This window comes from Mycetocola sp. (assembly GCF_025464835.1).
Taxonomy (GTDB): domain Bacteria; phylum Actinomycetota; class Actinomycetes; order Actinomycetales; family Microbacteriaceae; genus Mycetocola_A.
The window spans coordinates 48804-65899 of the sequence record NZ_JAODMP010000096.1 but is presented as its reverse complement, the minus strand read 5'-3'; the positions used below and the strand labels follow the sequence as shown (position 1 = coordinate 65899).

At 64.7% G+C, this 17096-nt stretch carries 16 protein-coding genes and 1 tRNA gene; 7 read left to right on the top strand and 10 right to left on the bottom strand.

Annotation, left to right across the window (positions count from 1 at the left end; genetic code table 11):
- Positions 1 to 110 precede the first annotated feature (110 nt).
- The 4 genes from JWP90_RS12220 (at position 111) to JWP90_RS12205 (ending at position 2680) form a co-directional block, all read left to right on the top strand.
- Positions 111 to 746, top strand: coding sequence for an aminodeoxychorismate/anthranilate synthase component II (locus JWP90_RS12220; RefSeq protein WP_297364587.1), 636 nt, complete (start codon positions 111 to 113; stop codon positions 744 to 746).
- Between the two features lie 199 nt (positions 747 to 945).
- On the top strand, positions 946 to 1587 hold the full coding sequence (locus tag JWP90_RS12215) for a hypothetical protein (RefSeq protein WP_297364584.1): 642 nt from the start codon (positions 946 to 948) through the stop codon (positions 1585 to 1587).
- Entirely contained in the window at positions 1584 to 2000 is a 417-nt protein-coding gene (locus JWP90_RS12210; protein WP_297364581.1) for a phage holin family protein, read from the top strand. The genes JWP90_RS12215 and JWP90_RS12210 overlap by 4 nt, the downstream gene beginning before the upstream one ends.
- Complete coding sequence (locus JWP90_RS12205; protein WP_297364579.1) at positions 1997 to 2680, top strand: DUF3618 domain-containing protein; 684 nt, start codon at positions 1997 to 1999, stop codon at positions 2678 to 2680. Before JWP90_RS12210 ends, JWP90_RS12205 begins: the two co-directional genes overlap by 4 nt.
- A 73-nt stretch (positions 2681 to 2753) precedes the next feature.
- Here JWP90_RS12205 and pknB read toward each other — a convergent pair whose 3' ends face one another.
- The 7 genes from pknB to JWP90_RS12170 all read right to left on the bottom strand — a co-directional run bounded on the left by pknB (position 2754) and on the right by JWP90_RS12170 (position 11674).
- Positions 2754 to 4445: a Stk1 family PASTA domain-containing Ser/Thr kinase gene (gene pknB, locus JWP90_RS12200; protein ID WP_297364576.1), complete on the bottom strand. Its 1692-nt coding sequence runs from the start codon at positions 4443 to 4445 to the stop codon at positions 2754 to 2756.
- 60 nt (positions 4446 to 4505) lie between these two features.
- Positions 4506 to 6233 carry a protein kinase gene (locus JWP90_RS12195; protein ID WP_297364573.1) on the bottom strand — a complete coding sequence of 576 codons (1728 nt, stop codon included), beginning with the start codon at positions 6231 to 6233 and terminating at the stop codon, positions 4506 to 4508.
- Positions 6230 to 7684, bottom strand: coding sequence for a penicillin-binding protein 2 (locus JWP90_RS12190; RefSeq protein ID WP_297364571.1), 1455 nt, complete (start codon positions 7682 to 7684; stop codon positions 6230 to 6232). The genes JWP90_RS12195 and JWP90_RS12190 overlap by 4 nt, the downstream gene beginning before the upstream one ends.
- Entirely contained in the window at positions 7681 to 9027 is a 1347-nt protein-coding gene (locus tag JWP90_RS12185; RefSeq protein ID WP_297364635.1) for an FtsW/RodA/SpoVE family cell cycle protein, read from the bottom strand. Before JWP90_RS12185 ends, JWP90_RS12190 begins: the two co-directional genes overlap by 4 nt.
- Positions 9028 to 9134: 107 nt before the next feature.
- On the bottom strand, positions 9135 to 10385 hold the full coding sequence (locus tag JWP90_RS12180) for a Stp1/IreP family PP2C-type Ser/Thr phosphatase (RefSeq protein WP_297364568.1): 1251 nt from the start codon (positions 10383 to 10385) through the stop codon (positions 9135 to 9137).
- Between the two features lie 3 nt (positions 10386 to 10388).
- Positions 10389 to 10931 carry an FHA domain-containing protein gene (locus JWP90_RS12175; RefSeq protein WP_297364565.1) on the bottom strand — a complete coding sequence of 181 codons (543 nt, stop codon included), beginning with the start codon at positions 10929 to 10931 and terminating at the stop codon, positions 10389 to 10391.
- A complete protein-coding gene (locus tag JWP90_RS12170; RefSeq protein WP_297364533.1) occupies positions 10928 to 11674 on the bottom strand; it encodes a DUF3662 and FHA domain-containing protein in 747 nt (248 codons plus the stop codon). The genes JWP90_RS12175 and JWP90_RS12170 overlap by 4 nt, the downstream gene beginning before the upstream one ends.
- 216 nt (positions 11675 to 11890) lie before the next feature.
- On the opposite strand from JWP90_RS12170, the gene JWP90_RS12165 reads away from it, so the two are divergent.
- A tRNA-Leu gene (locus JWP90_RS12165) sits at positions 11891 to 11974 on the top strand.
- Between the two features lie 132 nt (positions 11975 to 12106).
- On the opposite strand, the gene JWP90_RS12160 is transcribed toward JWP90_RS12165, so the two are convergent.
- Positions 12107 to 14779 carry a discoidin domain-containing protein gene (locus tag JWP90_RS12160; protein WP_297364530.1) on the bottom strand — a complete coding sequence of 891 codons (2673 nt, stop codon included), beginning with the start codon at positions 14777 to 14779 and terminating at the stop codon, positions 12107 to 12109.
- Positions 14780 to 14973: 194 nt separating this feature from the next.
- Here JWP90_RS12160 and JWP90_RS12155 point away from each other — a divergent pair, with 194 nt between their 5' ends.
- On the top strand, positions 14974 to 15213 hold the full coding sequence (locus JWP90_RS12155; RefSeq protein WP_297364528.1) for a PLDc N-terminal domain-containing protein: 240 nt from the start codon (positions 14974 to 14976) through the stop codon (positions 15211 to 15213).
- Positions 15214 to 15452: 239 nt separating this feature from the next.
- On the opposite strand, the gene JWP90_RS12150 is transcribed toward JWP90_RS12155, so the two are convergent.
- Both JWP90_RS12150 and JWP90_RS12145 read right to left on the bottom strand, forming a co-directional pair.
- The gene (locus tag JWP90_RS12150) at positions 15453 to 16103 is read right to left on the bottom strand and encodes a hypothetical protein (RefSeq protein ID WP_297364525.1); all 651 of its coding nucleotides are present in this window, start codon (positions 16101 to 16103) and stop codon (positions 15453 to 15455) included.
- A 111-nt stretch (positions 16104 to 16214) separates the two neighbouring features.
- The gene (locus tag JWP90_RS12145) at positions 16215 to 16565 is read right to left on the bottom strand and encodes a metalloregulator ArsR/SmtB family transcription factor (protein ID WP_297364523.1); all 351 of its coding nucleotides are present in this window, start codon (positions 16563 to 16565) and stop codon (positions 16215 to 16217) included.
- Between the two features lie 120 nt (positions 16566 to 16685).
- Here JWP90_RS12145 and JWP90_RS12140 point away from each other — a divergent pair, with 120 nt between their 5' ends.
- Complete coding sequence (locus JWP90_RS12140) at positions 16686 to 17096, top strand: arsenate reductase ArsC (RefSeq protein ID WP_297364520.1); 411 nt, start codon at positions 16686 to 16688, stop codon at positions 17094 to 17096.

The following is a 17096-nucleotide window of genomic DNA, read 5'->3' as shown; positions in this document are numbered from 1 at the left end:
TGATGGCGCTGATCGCTGTAGTTTTGTATGTATTGGGCACCTGGGTGTTCCCTTGGGTGCAGTCATTTCTCGACACCCAGGAAGTAACCGTTGAAGAGTAAGAGGTTCACGTGACGCGCGTATTGGTGATCGACAACTACGACAGCTTCGTCTACACGCTGAACGGCTATCTCCTGCAGCTCGGCGCTGAGACCGACGTAGTCCGCAACGACACCTTCTCTGCAGCGGATGCCGCGGCGCGGCTCGCCGAGTACGATGCCGTCCTGGTGTCCCCTGGCCCAGGCAAGCCCGCGGACGCCGGTGTTTCTGTAGCGATGGTGAAAGCAGCACTGGCGGCGGACACACCGTTGCTGGGCGTGTGCCTCGGCCACCAGGCCATCGCTGAAGCATTCGGCGCGACGGTGACAAATGCCGACGAACTCATGCACGGCAAGACCAGCCTGATCGAGCACGATGACAGTGCCTTCTACGCCGGCGTACCGCAGCCGTTCACCGCCACCAGGTACCACTCCCTCGCCGTCATCAACGGCACTGTGCCGGAGGATCTGGTGGTCACGAGCCGGACAAGCGGTGGCGTCATCATGGGCCTCAGGCACCGCGATGCTCCGATCTACGGTGTGCAATTCCACCCCGAGAGTGTTCTCACCGAGGGCGGATACCTGATGCTCGGTAACTGGCTCGCGGCATCCGGACTGCCCGAGGCCGCGGAGACCGCCAAGGGACTCTCCCCGCTGGTGCACTCCTAGGTTTCTCTGCGCCGTCCAGGCCGGCCGACCCCTCATCTACCGGACGCGTGATACTCGCCTGTTCGCGGGGTGTCAAGCCTCGCACAGAAGCTTGGTGTTGGCATCGGCCTCGCGCGAAGATTTCCTCACACGACTCGAGACCGTGCTGCCGTCGTCACCCCTGACACGGTCGGCCGGTCTCCTCCGAGGAGGAAGAATCATGACACAAACCTCATCAGGCGCCGGCGACGCGTCGACCACCGACCGCGTAAAGGGAGCAGGCTCCCATGTAGCCGGGACGGCTGCCGACGAGGCCGCTAACGTGAAGAACGAAGTTGGACACCAGGCCAGGAACCTGGCCGGACAGGTCCGCGACCAGGTGAGCGGTCAGGTTTCCACCCAGAAGGACCGCGCGACAGACGGCCTTCGCACGGTCAGCGACCAGCTTCGCTCCATGGCCGACTCAACCGACCAGGGAATGGCATCCAACCTCGTCTCGCAGGCGGCGTCGCGTGCCGGTGACGTTGCTGGCTGGCTGGAATCCCGCGAACCCGCCGACCTGCTCGATGACGTCAAGCGGTTCGCCCGGCAGCGCCCAGGCGTTTTCATTGCGATTGCGGCTGGCGCCGGAATCCTCGTCGGGCGGCTTGCCAAGTCCCTCACGAGCGGAAACGACTCGTCCACGCAGGATACGACATACATGGCCGGCGGCGAAGCCTACATCGGCGAGGACCCGGCGATCGCCACCGCGGGTGCCGCCTACGGAACCACCGCCTACGGTGACACCGGCTACACCACCACGCCCGGGTACACCGGGTCGGCCGGGTCCTCGGACTATCAGACGAGCGGTGACCTTCGATGAGTCAGCCCTACGTCCCCGAACCCGACGACAACAGACGCGAGTCCCTCGGCCAGCTTCTGGGCGAGGTCACGAGGGACATCTCGACGCTGTTCCGCCAGGAGGTAGAACTTGCCAAGGCGGAACTCTCAACATCGGCCAAGAAAGCCGGAAAAGGCGCGGGGATGTTCGGCGGCGCGGGTGTCGCCGGACTGCTCGCCCTCGTCTTCCTTTCGGTCGCGCTCTGGTGGGGCCTGGGATTCCTGACCGGCCTGGTCTGGTCCGCGATCATCGTCGCCGTGATCTGGGGCATCATCGCCGCAGTGCTGGCGTTGCGCGGCAAGAAGGAAATGCAGGAGATCCAGGGCGCCCCCCAGACAGTGGAGACGCTGAAAGAAGTTCCCGAGGCATTCAAGACAAGTGAGGATCAGAGATGACGAACGACCCTGAAGCAATCCGCCAGGAAATTGAAGAGACCCGGAGCAACCTCAGCAGCGATGTCGACGCTCTGGCCGACAAGGTCAGCCCGTCGAGCATCGTGCAGCGACGGACTGAGAGGGTGAAAGGTATGGCCAGGAAGGTCAAGGACAGCGTCATGGGCGCCGCAGAAGATGCCAGATCGCACGTCACGGACGCCGCGTCCAACGTCGGCGACAAGGTGGGCGGTAAGGCCTCCCAGTTCGGCGACGCCCCGCACAAAGCAGTGGACAAGGCGAAGGGCAACCCGATGGCGGTCGGAGTCATCGCATTCGGTCTCGGCCTGCTCGCCGCGTCGCTCATCCCGGCATCCGAGAAGGAGAAGGAACTGGCGCAGACCGCGAAGGACAAGGCGGCACCGCTGGTTGACGACCTCAAGGAAACGGCCAAGGGCGTTGCTCAGGACCTGAAGGAGCCGGCGAAGCAGGCAGCAGACTCGGTCAAGGGCGCCGCAGCGGATGCCGTCTCGAACGTGAAGGACGACGCCACAAGCCAGGCGAAGGACGTCAAGAACAGCTCGGGAAGCGGCGGCAACACCATGTCGACCGAGGGTTACGTCTCACCCGACAGTGGCGCCTCGCCGCTGATGGACGACGAACCCGTCTATGACGCGAGTCGCACGGACGATCAGCTCAGGTAGCCCCTCGACATAGAGGAACGGCGGTCGCGACGAAGTCGCGGCCGCCGTTCTCGTTGTCGAAATGCTGGGTGAGCTAGCCCGTGCAATACATCAATTCGATTTCGGAGCGCTGTGGCACATCGCCGGGGGCGAGCGACTGGGCGGTGACCGGGTTGCCGGGCAAAGCCGGGCAGGTCGGGTCAGGCACCGGCAGTACGGTCAGTCCTACCGCCGGGTCCTGCATCAGGTCGGTCGCCACGTCGATGCTCTGTGCGCGCACGTCCTTGATGGTCACGAGGCCGCTCGAGACGACGAGGTTCACCGTCGAGCCAGCGGCGACCTCGGTGTCCGCCGCCGGATCTGTGCTGATCACGGAGCCCGCCGCTCGATCCGGAGAGTTCTCTTTCGAGATGGAACCGGATGCCAGTCCCACTGCCTGAAGGTCGGCCTGCGCCTGTTCTGTCGTCTTGTTGGTGACGTCGGGAACGATGACCTTGGCAGCGCCAAGGGAGACGTACAGCCGGACGACATCTTTCGGCCGCACCTTGCTGTCCTTGTTCGGGTCGGTGCGGATGACCATTCCCTCGTCGACGGTGGCGCTCTCCTCGGTCACGACACTGGCTACGAGGTCGAGGTCGTTCAATGTGTTGATTGCGCTCGCCTCGCTCACGCCGACGAGATCGGGAATGGGACGGGACTCGGTCTGCAGGACAGGCACTTGGCTCAACGACATCACCCAGATCATGACTGCAATCAGTACGACGGCGATGGATGCGATCCCTGCCCAGATCCACACGACCGGCGGTCGGCGCTGGGTCCTGGTCACTGAATCGTCACTCGTCAGCTGGCGGAGCGCCTGTTCCGTGCTGGACGACGCCCGCGGTGACGGACCGAAAAGCGCCGTGCTGGCGTCATCGGTGTGGTGAATCGGGATCGTGCCAGCCGCGGCGACCGCGAGGTCGTCACGGAAGTCGGATGCTGATTGGTAGCGTTCGAACCGGTCTTTCGCGAGGCCACGCATCACGACGTGGTCGAGGGCCGGGGACACCTTCCGGTTGACCGTCGACGCCCGGACGGCGGTTTCGCTGACGTGCTGGTAAGCGACCGCGACAGCAGTGTCGCCGCGGAACGGCGCGCGGCCGGTGAGCATTTCGAACAGAACAACGGCGGTCGAGTAGAGGTCGGTTCGAGCGTCGACGACCTCACCCTTCGCCTGCTCCGGTGAGAAATACGAGGCGGTGCCGAGGATCGCTGTGGTCTGCGCGACTGTCGCGGAGGAGTCGGAAACAGCCCTGGCGATGCCGAAGTCCATCACCTTGACGTGCTCGTCCGGCGTGATCATGACGTTGCCCGGCTTGATGTCGCGGTGCACGACGCCAGCCCTGTGTGAGTATTCGAGGGCAGTGAGGATGCCTTCGGCGATTGCGACGGCGCGTGCCGACTCCATCGGGCCCTCCGCAATCACCGCTTTCAGGGTGCGGCCGTGGACGTACTCCATGACGATGAAGGGTTCACGTGAAACACGATCGTCGTGCTTCACCGTCTCCTCGCCTGCGTCGAAGACGCGGACGATCGTCGGATGCGCCATCCGTGAGGCGGCCTGGGCTTCCTGGCGGAAGCGAGTCCGGAACGCCGGATCATTTGCCAGGTCGGGTTTGAGAATCTTGATGGCGACGGTGCGTCCGAGTTTGGTGTCCGTGCCGCGGAAGACATTGGCCATGCCACCGCGACCGATCAGGTCTCCGACGAGATAGCGCCCTGCGAGCAGGCGTTGTTCGTCAGCCACTCATGAACTCCTTAGATCAGACCACGGCGGGTCAGAGATATCTTAGTCGCTGACAATTCTTCATTCCTCGACGGTACGGATCTCCGCGGTGGCGGCCGGCGACGGCTCCGATTCGGAAGAACCGCAGAATGCGCTGTAGCTGACGCTCAACGGGCCGGCAACGTCACCGACGACAACCTCGCCGCGGTTGGTGCTGACGGCGCCGCCGTCGGTGGTCGGCGTTCCACCGGTCGCGGTTATCCGGTAGCCGAGCATCTGCGTTCCTGCAGGGCACTGGGTGAATGCAGGCCAGTTGACGATGACGGTGGAGCCGGCGGCGACGTTGACGCACTGGCCGGCCGCGTCACATCCCTCACCCGACAGGGTGGGAGCTGTGGTCGGCGTTGGGATCTCAGCCATCGGCCCGTACACGGTGACGGTGACGATCTGGCCCTTCTGGAGGTTGCCCTCCGGGTCGATCGCGTACACGATTCCGACCTGCTCCTCGGACGTCGCGGCGTTGCCGGTGGAACGTTCGGACGCCAGGCCGAGGGCCTTGAGTTTCGCCGCTGCCTCGTCGTAGGTATCCCCGACGAAGTCTGAGGCGCTTACCGCGATGAGCTCGTTCGTCGGCGTCGGCGTCGGCGTCGGCGTTGGCGTTGGTGTCGCTTCGGGTGTCGTCACGACCGGCGTCGGTGTGCTGGATGTCGCCGGCGGGCTTGCTTCCTCCCCCTGACCGACGAGGGCGATGACCGTACCCGCGAGGACGATGGCGAGGATCGCGATGAGGGCGATCAGCGGCCAGGTCCACGCACTGCGTTTCTTCTTTTTGTCCCCGTCGGTCACCGGCACTTCGGCGGTCGTCGTCGTGACCTGTGTGGCCCCGAGGAGCTGGGTCGTTGCGTCCCCTCCGGCGCCCATCACCATCGTCGCACCGGTGAGTGCGCTGCCGTCCGCGATGGCGGGCACGGCGGCGGCCGCCGCTGCGGTGTCTCCACGGCGGAGAGCCTGCGCTGCGCGGCTGACGTGCGCGGCCGACGCCGGGCGGTCGGCCGGGTTCTTGGCGATCATCGAGAGCACGAGATTGCGAACCGGTTCGGCGACGGTCACCGGGAGCGCCGGCGGCGCCTCGTTGATCTGCGCCATCGCGATCGCCACCTGGGACTCGCCGGTGAACGGACGTTTGCCGGCGAGACACTCGTAGGCGACGATGCCCAGGGAGTAGATGTCGGTGGTCGGCGATGCGGGATGGCCGGATGCCTGCTCCGGCGAGAGGTACTGAACGGTGCCCATGACCTGGCCGGTGGCGGTGAGCGGCACCTGGTCGGCGATGCGGGCGATGCCGAAGTCGGTGATCTTGACCCTGCCGTCAGGTGTGATCAGAAGGTTGCCCGGTTTGATGTCTCGGTGCACCAACCCGGCGGCGTGCGCAGCCTGAAGCGCGAGGGCCGTCTGGGCGGTGATGTCGAGAACCGTGTCGGTCGACAGCACGTGTTCGCGTTCGAGCATGGTCGACAGAGCTTCGCCCGGGACGAGTTCCATCACGAGAAAGGCGCTGCCGTCCTCCTCGCCGTAGTCGAAGACGTTGGCGATGCCCTCGTGGTTGACGAGGGCGGCGTGCCGGGCCTCCGAGCGGAACCGTTCCAGGAAGTTGGGGTCGCCGAGGTACTCATCCTTGAGGATCTTGATGGCGACAGTTCGGCCGATGACGAGGTCGGTGGCATTCCACACCTCGCCCATACCGCCGATGGCGATCCGGGACTCCAGTTCGTAGCGTCCCCCGAAGGTGACCCCTGCTGTGGGTCTCATTTATTCAGCACCGCCTCTAGAACTTTCTTCGCAATTGGCGCGGCAACGATGTTCCCTGAGCTGTGTCGCCCCAGATTTCCGTCGTTCTCGACGACAACCGCGACCGCGACCTCGGGATTGCTTGCTGGGGCAAATCCGGTGAACCAGAGTGAATATGGTTCGTCCTCACCGTTCTGCGCTGTGCCAGTCTTCCCCGCCACATCGACCCCCTCTATTCTTGCACCGTTCGATTGACCGGTTGAGACACTGTCGAGCATCATGCTGGTGACGGACGCAGCCGTTTCGCTGCTCACCGCGTCGTTCCTCACCTTGGGCTCGAAGCTCTTGAGAACTTCGAGGTTCCTGCCCGTCACCCGGTCGACGAGCGTCGGCTCCATGACGGTGCCCCCGTTGGCGATCCCGGCTGAGACAAGGGCCATCTGCAGTGGCGTAGCGCGCACCTCGTACTGGCCGAACGCGGTCAGTCCGGTCTGGGCATCGTCAAGGTTCTTGGGATAGACGCTGACCCCTGCGGGTGTCGGCAGCGTCATCCTCGAATTGAAACCGAACTTCTCGGCGGTCTCGCGGATGGCGTCGTCGCCGAGTTGCATCCCCAGCTCCGCGAGCGGGACGTTACAGCTCTGCCGGATGGCTTCTGCCAGGGTGACCGTCTCGCCGGGCCCGCAGGCGAGACGGTTCCAGTTGTACACAGTGGCGCTGCTGTTCGGCAGTTGCAGGCTGACCGGGTTCGGAAAGGTGGACTCGGCGGTGTACTTTCCGCTTTCGACGGCGGCCGCCGCCACGACGACCTTGAAGGAGGACCCAGGCGGGTTCATGTTTCCACTGGATGCTCGGTTGCTGAGCGGGTCGAGGGGGTCGGCCTCGAGCGCAGAGAAAGCAGAGATGACGCTCTTCGAGTCGTGGGACGCGAGCACGTTCGGGTCATAGGTCGGCGTGGACACCATGGCGAGAATCCGGCCGGTGGACGGTTCGATCGCGACGACCGCACCCTGCCGGTCGCCGAGCGCGTCGAACGCTGCCTGCTGCACCGCCGGGTCGATGGTCACTTCGACCGCGGCGCCCTTCGGGGCCTGACCGGCGACGATCCGGTTGATCGTGTCGAGGAACTGCGAATTCGATGTGCCCGACAGGTAGTCGTTCATGTACTGTTCGATCCCCGCGGACCCCTGATTAGGGCTGAAATAGCCTGTGACCGGGGCATACATCTCACCCAGCGGATACTGGCGCTGGAACACGTACTGGTCGCCTGTCGGTACCGACTGGGCGATGACGGTGCTCCCGGCGAGGACCGGCCCGCGCTCGGTGTCGTAGCTGTCGTAGAGAGCGCGTGTGTTCCGTGGGTCGAGGCGCAAAGCATCCGCCTGCACCGCCTGGATGACGGTGGTCGACCCGAACAAGGCGAAGAACATGACGAGGACGAGTACGCTGACGCGCTTCAGTTCGCGATTCACGAGGAGACCTCCTGTATCGGTCCGGTACGGATGCTGTCGCTCACGCGCAGGAGGAGCGCGACGATGATCCAGTTGGCAACGAGTGACGATCCACCCGCCGCGAGGAAGGGCGTGGTGAGCCCGGTGAGCGGGATGACGCGGGTGACGCCGCCGACCATGATGAACACCTGCAGCGCAATGGTGAAGGCGAGACCGACGGCGAGGAGCTTGCCGAAGTCGTCCTGGCCGCGGAACCCGATGCGGAGGCCACGAGAGACGAAGAGCAGGTAAAGGCCGAGGATGGCGAACAGGCCTGCCAGGCCGAGCTCCTCGCCGAGGCTCGCCATGATGTAGTCGCTCTGTGACAGTGGGGTCAGGTGCGGGCGTCCCTGGCCGAGCCCCGTGCCGATGAGCCCGCCGTGCGCCAGGCCGAAGATTCCCTGGACCAGCTGGTAGCTGCCGCCCTGTGCGTCGTAGACCTGGGTGCTGAAGGCGTCCAGCCAGTTCTGGAACCGGCCGTGCACATAGGTGAGGGTCTGGCTTGCGAAGTACGCGCCTGCACCGAACAGCCCGAAGCCGATGAGGATCCAGCTGAGCCGCCCGGTCGAGACATAGAGCATGACGGTGAACAAGCCGAAGAAGAGGAGCGCGGTTCCCATGTCGTGCTGGAACACGATGATGGCCATCGAAAGGGCCCAGACCACGATGATCGGGCCGAGGTCACGAAGTCGTGGGAACTGCATCCACAGGAACTTCCTGCCGACCATCGACAGACTGTCACGGGTGCGCACCAGGTAGCCGGCGAAGAAGATCGCCAGCGCGATCTTCGCGATCTCGCCGGGCTGGAAGCTGACCAGGTCGCCGATGCCGACCCAGACGCGGGCACCGCTCACCTCCCGGCCGATGCCTGGCACCAGTGGCAGCAGCAGGAGAACGAAAGCGAACGCGCCGAACAGGTACGTGTAGCGGAACAGAACTCGATGATTCTTGATCAGGACGATGATGGCGATGGCCGCGAGGATGGCAATCGCGCTCCACGTGATCTGCCTCGTGGATGCCGCTGACCACCCGCTCGCCCCGGTGGCCAGGTCGATCCGGTAGATCATCGCAACACCGAGGCCGTTGAGCACGGTCGCGATCGGCAGGAGCAAGGGATCCGCCTGGGGGGCGACGTAGCGCAGGCAGACGTGCAGCCCGAGGACGAGCGCCGAAAGCCCGGCGCCCAGGTAGATCAGATCGAGGTCGATCGTGCCCAGTGCACCGAGCTGAACGAGCAGGATGGCGACGGAGTTGATGGCGCAAGCGAACAGAAGCAACGTCAGTTCGCGGTTTCGCAGTTTGAGCGGCAGCCGGAGCTTGCGCATGGTGCGGAGAACAGCGGTGTCTGCCTTGAAGTTCTCCTGCGCGGCGGGGACTTCAACGATCCGCCCACCGACGGCGGCGGTTGCGCTGGTTCTCGAGTTGTCTGTCATCATCCACCGTCCTTCGACGTGGTGCGGAGTCGGGAGACGATCTCCCGGGCTTCCTCCAGGGAAGAAGCGCTGATGGTTCGCTCCACCTGCTGGCGATCGTACGTGGAGAGCATGGAGACCGGGATGCCGGTGTCGTTGTGCTCAGTGGAGAGGCTGAACGGTCCGATGTCCTGCTGAATTCCCTGGTAGATCACGACCGTGTCGTCATCGGCACCGACGAAGTACCGGGTCTGCGTCCATGCATAGCCCAACAGCAGAGTGAGGGCGATCGCGAGGACGAAAACGATCGACCCGACCAGCCAGATCAGTCGGCGGCGCTTTGCGCGACGGGCATCCTCTTCGATGAGTTCGTCGAGGTAGTCGTCAGAGGCAGGTTCGAAGTGGCTTGGGCCCGACGGTGTGCTTCGGCCGGAGTGCAGCCGGAGAGAGGGCAGAAGACCGGTGCGCCGGGGCGGGTCGTTCTGGAACGCGAGGGGCCGTGAGGCAGAACCAACGGTGACGGGCGTCTGGGCGCTTGCGGATCGCTCGGCACCGACATCGTAGATGACGACGGTGACGTTGTCGGGCGCGCCGCCGTCGAGAGCCTTGCGGATGAGCTGTTCGCCCACCTGTCGCGCCGGAAGGTCCTGGGCGAGGGTGACCTGGATCGCGTCCTTGTCCACGACACCGGAGAGTCCGTCTGAGCAGAGCAACCAGCGGTCTCCAGGGTGCGTGCGCATGACCATGGTGTCGATTTCGGGGTTCGAGTCGACGTCTCCAAGCACCCGCATGAGCACGGAGCGGCGTGGATGAACCATCGCTTCTTCCTCGGAGATCCGCCCGGAGTCGACGAGGCGCTGCACGAAGGTGTGGTCGGTGGTGATCTGGCTCAGTTCACCGTCACGGAGCAGGTAGATGCGGGAGTCGCCGATGTGGGCGATGGCGACCTCATCCCCGACCGCGACGATGGCATCCACGGTGGTGCCCATGCCGCCGAGTTCGGGATGTTCGAAGACCGCTTCGGCGAGTTCCGCGTTGGCGGAGCTGATCGCCGTCTGCAGTGCGGCTTCGGCGTCCTGCGCACTCGTGAAGTCGGCATCCGCCTGCATGATGCGTTTGAGCGCGATGGCGCTCGCAACGTCGCCTCCCGCGTGGCCGCCCATGCCATCGGCGACGATGAACAGATGGGTGCCGGCGTAACCGGAATCCTGATTGTTCGAGCGGATCTTTCCGACATGGGAGATGGCCGCAGAGTCGCCTGCTTTGGTCATCGTCTACCGCCGCAGTTCGAAACTGGTCGCGCCGACCTTGATCGGGGTACCGAGAGTGATCTGCGTCGGTGAACTGATGCGTTTGCCTCCGAGGAACGTGCCGTTGGTGGAGTCCAGGTCCTGGATCATCCAGTCCTCGTTCCACAACAGCAGTTTGGCGTGGTGGGTGGAGGTGTAGTCGTCGCGGATGACGAGCCCCGAGTCCGGCGCACGCCCGATCGTCAGCGGGTCGCGACCGAGCGACACCTCGAGTCCTTCTTTCGGACCCGCGGTGATGACGAGCCGGCTGACGTTGTGGATGGTCGCCTTCTCGTGCTTGCGGTTGTTGGGCGGAAGCACCGGCGGCGCGGGATTGTTCGGGAGAACCGGAGGCCCCGCCGGGGGGCGTGGTGTCTGTTGCTGGGCCTGCCCGGCCTGTGCCGGCTGGGGTTTGCGGGAGCCTGGACCGAAGATGTCCGAACGGAGCGCGTAGACGATGGCGAAGACAAAAAGCCACAGAAGAAGGAGGAATCCGATGCGGAGCACCAGAAGGGTGAGTTCACTCACGACGCGGGCCCCCAGAATCCTCCCTCTGCGCCGTAAGCGCGGGTGGAGTCGTCGACGGAGTCGGGTGAACTCGGGGTGGAAGATTGTGCCAGCACTCGGAATACAATACGGGTTCTGCCGATCTGAACGACCGAGTCGGGGGTCAGCGCTACCTGCGTGAACGGCGCCCCGTCGAGGGTGGACCCGTTGGTTGAGCCGAGATCGCGCGCCTGGGCGCGCTCCCCGTCCCAGAGGATCTCAACGTGTTTGCGGCTCGTTCCCGAGTCGTCGATGGTGATGTCGGCATCGCTTCCGCGACCGATGACTGTGCGGTCCTTGCTGATCGGGTAACGCTTGCCACCGACGTCGAGGACCGGCTTCCAGGTGACCTGGCCCTTCACGTTGACCGAGTCGATTTGCAGCATCCCGTCGGTCAGGCTGCCGTCGGATTTCAGACGGATGCTGATTCCGCCGGCGAACGAGTAGCCCTGGTGTGTCGCGTGCTTCTGGACGAGGCTCGTCAGCTCATCGATGAGCGCAGGGCCGATACCGGTCATGCGCTCGTGGTCTTGTAGCGACATGCGCACCACGAACTGGTTCGGTGCGAGGATGCGATCGCGGCTCATCACGGCTGCTTTGGTGTCGAGTTCCCGCTTGAGCGCCGAAGTGATCTCGACCGGCTGCAGCCCCGAACGGAAGGTCTTGGCGAACGCACCGTTAACGGCACGTTCGAGACCTTTCTCGAAGTTGTCCAGAATGCCCACAGGTCTCCCGATCGTGTCAAATGGCTAAGCACATGCTAGTAGGCGGGGCTGAGAGCGAGGCTCACCCTTGGACGCAGACGCGTGCGTCCTTGCTCGGGAACCGGGCGGGAGGCAGCCCCGGCCGGTGTATCCGGATGGACGACCAGCCGCCTCGAATGGCGATTCAACCGGCGCCATGCTAATCTCGCTGAGTTGACACGCATGTGTCGCAACACTGCGCGAGTGGCGGAATTGGCAGACGCGCTGGCTTCAGGTGCCAGTGCTCGAAAGGGCGTGGGGGTTCAAGTCCCCCCTCGCGCACAGTGTAAAGGCCGGCTTCATAGCTGACCTTCAGCCGCGAAACTTAAGAAAAAGCCACCGGGCTCCGGTGGCTTTTTCTGTTGTAGCGCGTTTTTACGGCCTCCTCATTCCTCCTCCACGATTGACGCTCGACTACCCGATCCTGATCGTTTTCGCGACGGAGGGTACGCCGTTCGCGTCCACGGCGAACAGCAGGTAGGGCCCCGGCACCACGACTCCCGGATCCGAGGGAAGCCGGAGCGATGCGGTAGTGCCTGACACCGCCGTCGGCACGAGCGGGATGCGGCGCTGGTCGGTGTTCAAAGAGTGAGTGACTGTGCTCATCCGGATGAGAGAAAAGGTGGGGGCCGGCCCGGACGTGGTGACCTGAATGGTGGAGCCCAGTGCCGCCGTGGTCGGTGCCGTGGTGATCGAGGGTCTCGGACGGGCGGTACCGTCTCCGTTGAGCAAGTAGGGGGGAGTGAAAATCTGCCCGTCCAGATGGTTGGTCGCGCAACTCCCGCAGAGCCCGCCGCCCCCGACGAACACTCGTGCATCCGGGAGCAGAAGCGCGACGCTGTGATAGTTGCGAGGCACTCCCATCGGCGCGAGCGCGGTGAACTTGCCGGTGGCCGGATTCCAGAGCTCCGGCGCCATGGCTGAGGTGTCGTCCGAGTACGGCACCGGGTATGCCTGACCACCAACTGCGAGCACCTGTCCATCGGGCAGCACGACAGCGTTGGAGAATGCCCGCCGCGCCGCCATGTCGCCGGTGCGCGTCACCTTGACGCCATTGGTGATGTCGATCGCGTAGGCCCGAGCCGTCGCGTCGCTGTTCTGATACGCGGGCGACCCTCCGAGAGTGAGGATCTTGCCGATGTCGTACATCACCGCATTGCCGTTCATGGCGTCGGCACTGTCCGCCCGGAGACCCATGTCCTGGACACTGCCCGTGCCGCTCGTGGTGTACGTGTTCATCCGTCGGCTGGGCCCTGCGTGGAACACAGTGCCGCCTGACCTCGCGAACAGCCACGCGTGATTGTCGGAGCGGAACACTCCTTGCGGGTCGTTCGTCAGGATCGGCGCGACCGGCGCGTTGGTCAGAGTGCGCCAGCCGCTGCTCGCCGACCAGATTTCCCCGTTTTTTCCGCCCTGCCCGCCGGACCAGGACCCGCCGAGGGTGAACACATCGCCGGTGGAAAGGGTGACGTTCGACTGGTAACCGCGCGGAATACTCATCGGTGCCGCTGCCGACCAGGTGTTGCCGACCGGGTCGTAAATGGTCGAAGCGGTGCTGTTACTGCCTCCGCTGATGAGGATTTTGCCGTCCGCGAGGATCGAGACGCCGGGGCAGAACATGTCGTGCGTCGTGTTCGCGACGGTCAGTGGTGTGACGACGCCGGTGTTCAGGTCGAGGATGGCGGTCTGCGTCTTGCCGTTGGACCCGCCGAAGGTCGTGTTGGAGTATGACGACCAGGTGAGGAGTTTGTTACCGGGCAGGAGGGCCGCCGCGGCCGGCACCAGCGGGAAGCCGATCATTGCACCCCAGCTGCCTTTGGATTCCGTGGGGGTGGGCGCTGGCGGGCTCGAGAGGGTGCGCCCGATCACGTTCAGCTCTGCCGCCGAGGTCCACTGTCCGCGATTGCCCGCCTCGGTCTCCGCGGTGAGGCGGATGTACCGAGCCTGAACCGGCGGGAACGTCACGGTCTTCGCCTGGTTGTTGTCGGCCCAGGTGCCGCTTGCGACTGGTGTACCCCAGGTCGAGCCGTTGGAACTCACCGCAAGGTTATATCGGCCGATCGTGCCGTTCCGCGTCGTTCCAGACCGTGGAGTGTAGGTGAAGCCGGAGACCTCGTTGGTCACCCGCATATCCAGCACGATGCTGTGCGGAAGCCGAATAAGCGTGGGCGAGTACTGCGAATGCCAGAGAGTGGACAAGCTGCCGTCGAGCACCTGTGAAGCGCGGCCGTTCTCACCGGTGGTCTCCTCGTCGCTCGCCGTTGCAACCCACCCGGTCCGGGAAAGCACCGCGGGGCCTGGCGTCGGTGTCGGGGTGGGCGTCGGTGTGGGAGTCGGGGTGGGCGTCGGTGTTGGAGTCGGTGTTGGAGTCGGTGTGGGTGTGGGTGTGGGTGTGGGTGTGGGCGTGGGCGTCGGGGCCGGTGTCGGTGTCGGTGTTGCCGCCGCTTCCGCGAACAGGTTGAGCTCTGCCGCACTGGTCCATGGGCCCCGGTTTCCCGCCTCTGTGATCGCGGTCAACCGGACGAAACGTGTCGGCACCGGGGTGAATTGCACCGTCTTCTCAAGCGAGTTGTCGGCCCAGGTCCCCGTCGCGACGGCGGCTCCCCAGGTCGATCCATCCGGACTGACGTGGATTTCGAAGCGGCCGATCCGTCCATTGGAGCTGTTGGTGCGCGGCAGGTACTTCACGGCCGCGACCGTGTCGGTCTTGTGCATGTCGATGGCGATCGAATGGGGCAGCGGTACCGCCGTCCCGCTCCACTTGCTGTGCCAGTACGTCGTGGAGCTGCCGTCGAGCACATTCGCGGCTGCGCCGTTCTCGCTGGTGGTCTCCTGGTCGCTCCCGGTCACTGTCCATCCGGTGCGTGGCAGGGGTGTGGCCGAGATGGCGGCAGGAGCGAAAACGGCCCGGGTGGCGGTCCCCGTGTCAGCGGGTGGCATGGGCATGATGTGTCCCGGCGGATGGCCGCTCGAGTCCTCACTGCCGGCGTGAGGAAGCGGGCCGTTCCCGCCGGTGCAGCCGGTGAACAGGAGCCCGACGGCGAGTATCACTGCGGCGAGACGGACAGCGCCGGGCTTGCTGCGCATGCGGACCACCTCGAAGGATACGCGGCCGGCTGTACGGCCTAAGCCGATAAAACCTCAAATACGACCGAAAGGGAAGGGGGTGTTCTGGCGTGCCCTAACTCGACGGCCTTTACTACCCGGTTGTGCCGACGGGCGGATGCCGGGAGGCTGGAATCAACGAGGAGACACCTGAGCACAAGGACGGAGCAACCACAATGACGAAGCGATCGACGAAGAAGCGGCTGACCTGGGACAGGATGAGTGCGAGTCAGAAGGCGGGCGTGATCGGAACAGGTCTGGTGCAGCTGGGTCTGGCCACGACAGCCTGGCGGGATCTCGCGAGCCGGCCCGCCGAGCGAATCAACGGCCCGAAGGGCCTCTGGGCGGCGATCATCGCGGTGAACTGGATCGGGCCGATCGCGTACTTCATCAAGGGGCGCAGGGCGAGCGCCTGAGACCCGATCGGGCCGATGGGGCTTCAGGCGATGGCGGTTCTCTGCGCGCTCGTTCTCGGTCTGGTCCAGCGCACGCGCTCGGCAAGAGCCTCCTGTGCTTCACCGACAACCCGGCCATCAGCTCGAATTCATCTCCAAGTGGCACGAGGGCGTTCACTCGTCCCGGACAAAGGCATGTGGCACGCCGCGTGTTTTCGTCCGGAACGCGAAGGTGCCTCGCCCTCGACAGGGCGGAGTGATCAGTACACGAAGCGGAGTGCAAGGGCGCAGCCGATGGTCTGCCCCTCGATCTCGGTGTAGTCCAACAGTTCGCCTGTCGTCACTTCTTCACGAACGTCGAAGAGTTCGGCCGCGCGGCGGGCGATCAAGGCAGTATCGACGTCGCCGGTGATGTCGACGGCGTTGATCGTGAGGTTGACGCCGTATTCGTTGGTCGCCTGCCCGCTGATCCTGGCGATCACCGACTGAACCTCGCGGCCCATGCGTGACTTCTGCGACACATCCGTACCGCGGGCAAGGACGAGGACCTGCGCGGGCTGCGCGAGCAGGGGAAGTAAGCGCCGGAGCGTGCCGAACAGCGACTGCGCCAGCTCCTTGCGAGCGGACCGCGCGGCCAGGCTCGCCGCATCGATCGTCAGGACGACGCCGGTCGCCTTATTCTCGTGCAGGGATGCCGCGCACGCGGAGATTTCATGCGCCCGGACCGCATCGACACCGTGATGCGCCAGCTCCCGAAGGATCGCCTCGAACGTGGAATCGGCATCGCCGAGGACGAGTACCCGATTTGGGGCCGTACCGTAGTCCGTCCCGGAGGACGAACGAGAAGGAACAGTGGAGCGCTCGCCATCGACGCTCTCTGTATCGGGCCATTCCGGCTCGACCCATGCCACGAGCGTTGAAGTTTCGCTCGCCGACCTGACTTTTCCGAACACGAGGGTCGAGCTTACACACCCCCTATGGGAATGCAAGCAGAGTGCGTTGCGGACTCTCGAAGGCGCTTCTCAGAGTCCGCCGATCAGTGCTGAAACCGACTCAAGGGCGTTCGGCGTCAGGCTGTAGTACGCCCACGTTCCCCGCTTCTCCCGCTCCAGATATCCGGCATCGACGAGAACCTTGAGATGGTGCGAGACAGTCGGCTGGCTGAGTCCGAGTGGTTCGGTGAGATCGCAGACGCAGGCTTCGGAGTCCTCATGCGATGCAACGAGCGAAAGCAGACGCAGCCGTGCGGGGTCTGCCAGGGCTTTGAGCGACTTCGCAAGGATTTCGGCCCCACCGGCGTCCATCGGCTCCCGGGTGATCGGCGTGCAGCAGGCAGAGATGTCCGCCACCGGTAGCGATTCGGTCAGCGGCATGGAAAACGAACTCCCGATAGATTGACAACGATCGATGTATTGACTCACACTATAGATCGATAGCAATCAATGTACCACCGGTCAACTGACCCGGCGTGGCAGGAAAGTCGAGAAATCCCGATGAGCGAGAAGCCCTCCGTCCTCTTCGTCTGCGTGCACAACGCGGGCCGATCACAGATGGCCGCGGGCTACATGGCCGCCCTCTCCGGCGGGCAGGTCGAGGTCCTGTCGGCCGGGTCGGAGCCGAAGGATCACATCAACCCCGTCGCCGTGCAGGCCATGGCCGAAGAGGGCATCGACATTGCGGGCAACACCCCGAAGATCCTGACCACGGATGCGGTCAAGGCCTCCGACGTCGTCATCACCATGGGGTGCGGCGACTCCTGCCCGATCTTCCCCGGGAAGCGCTACGAGGATTGGGAACTGGACGACCCGGCCGGCCAGGGCATCGACGCGGTTCGCCCGATCCGTGACGACATCAGAGCGCGGATCGAACAGCTGCTCTCCGAAATCCTCCCCGCGAAAGCGTGA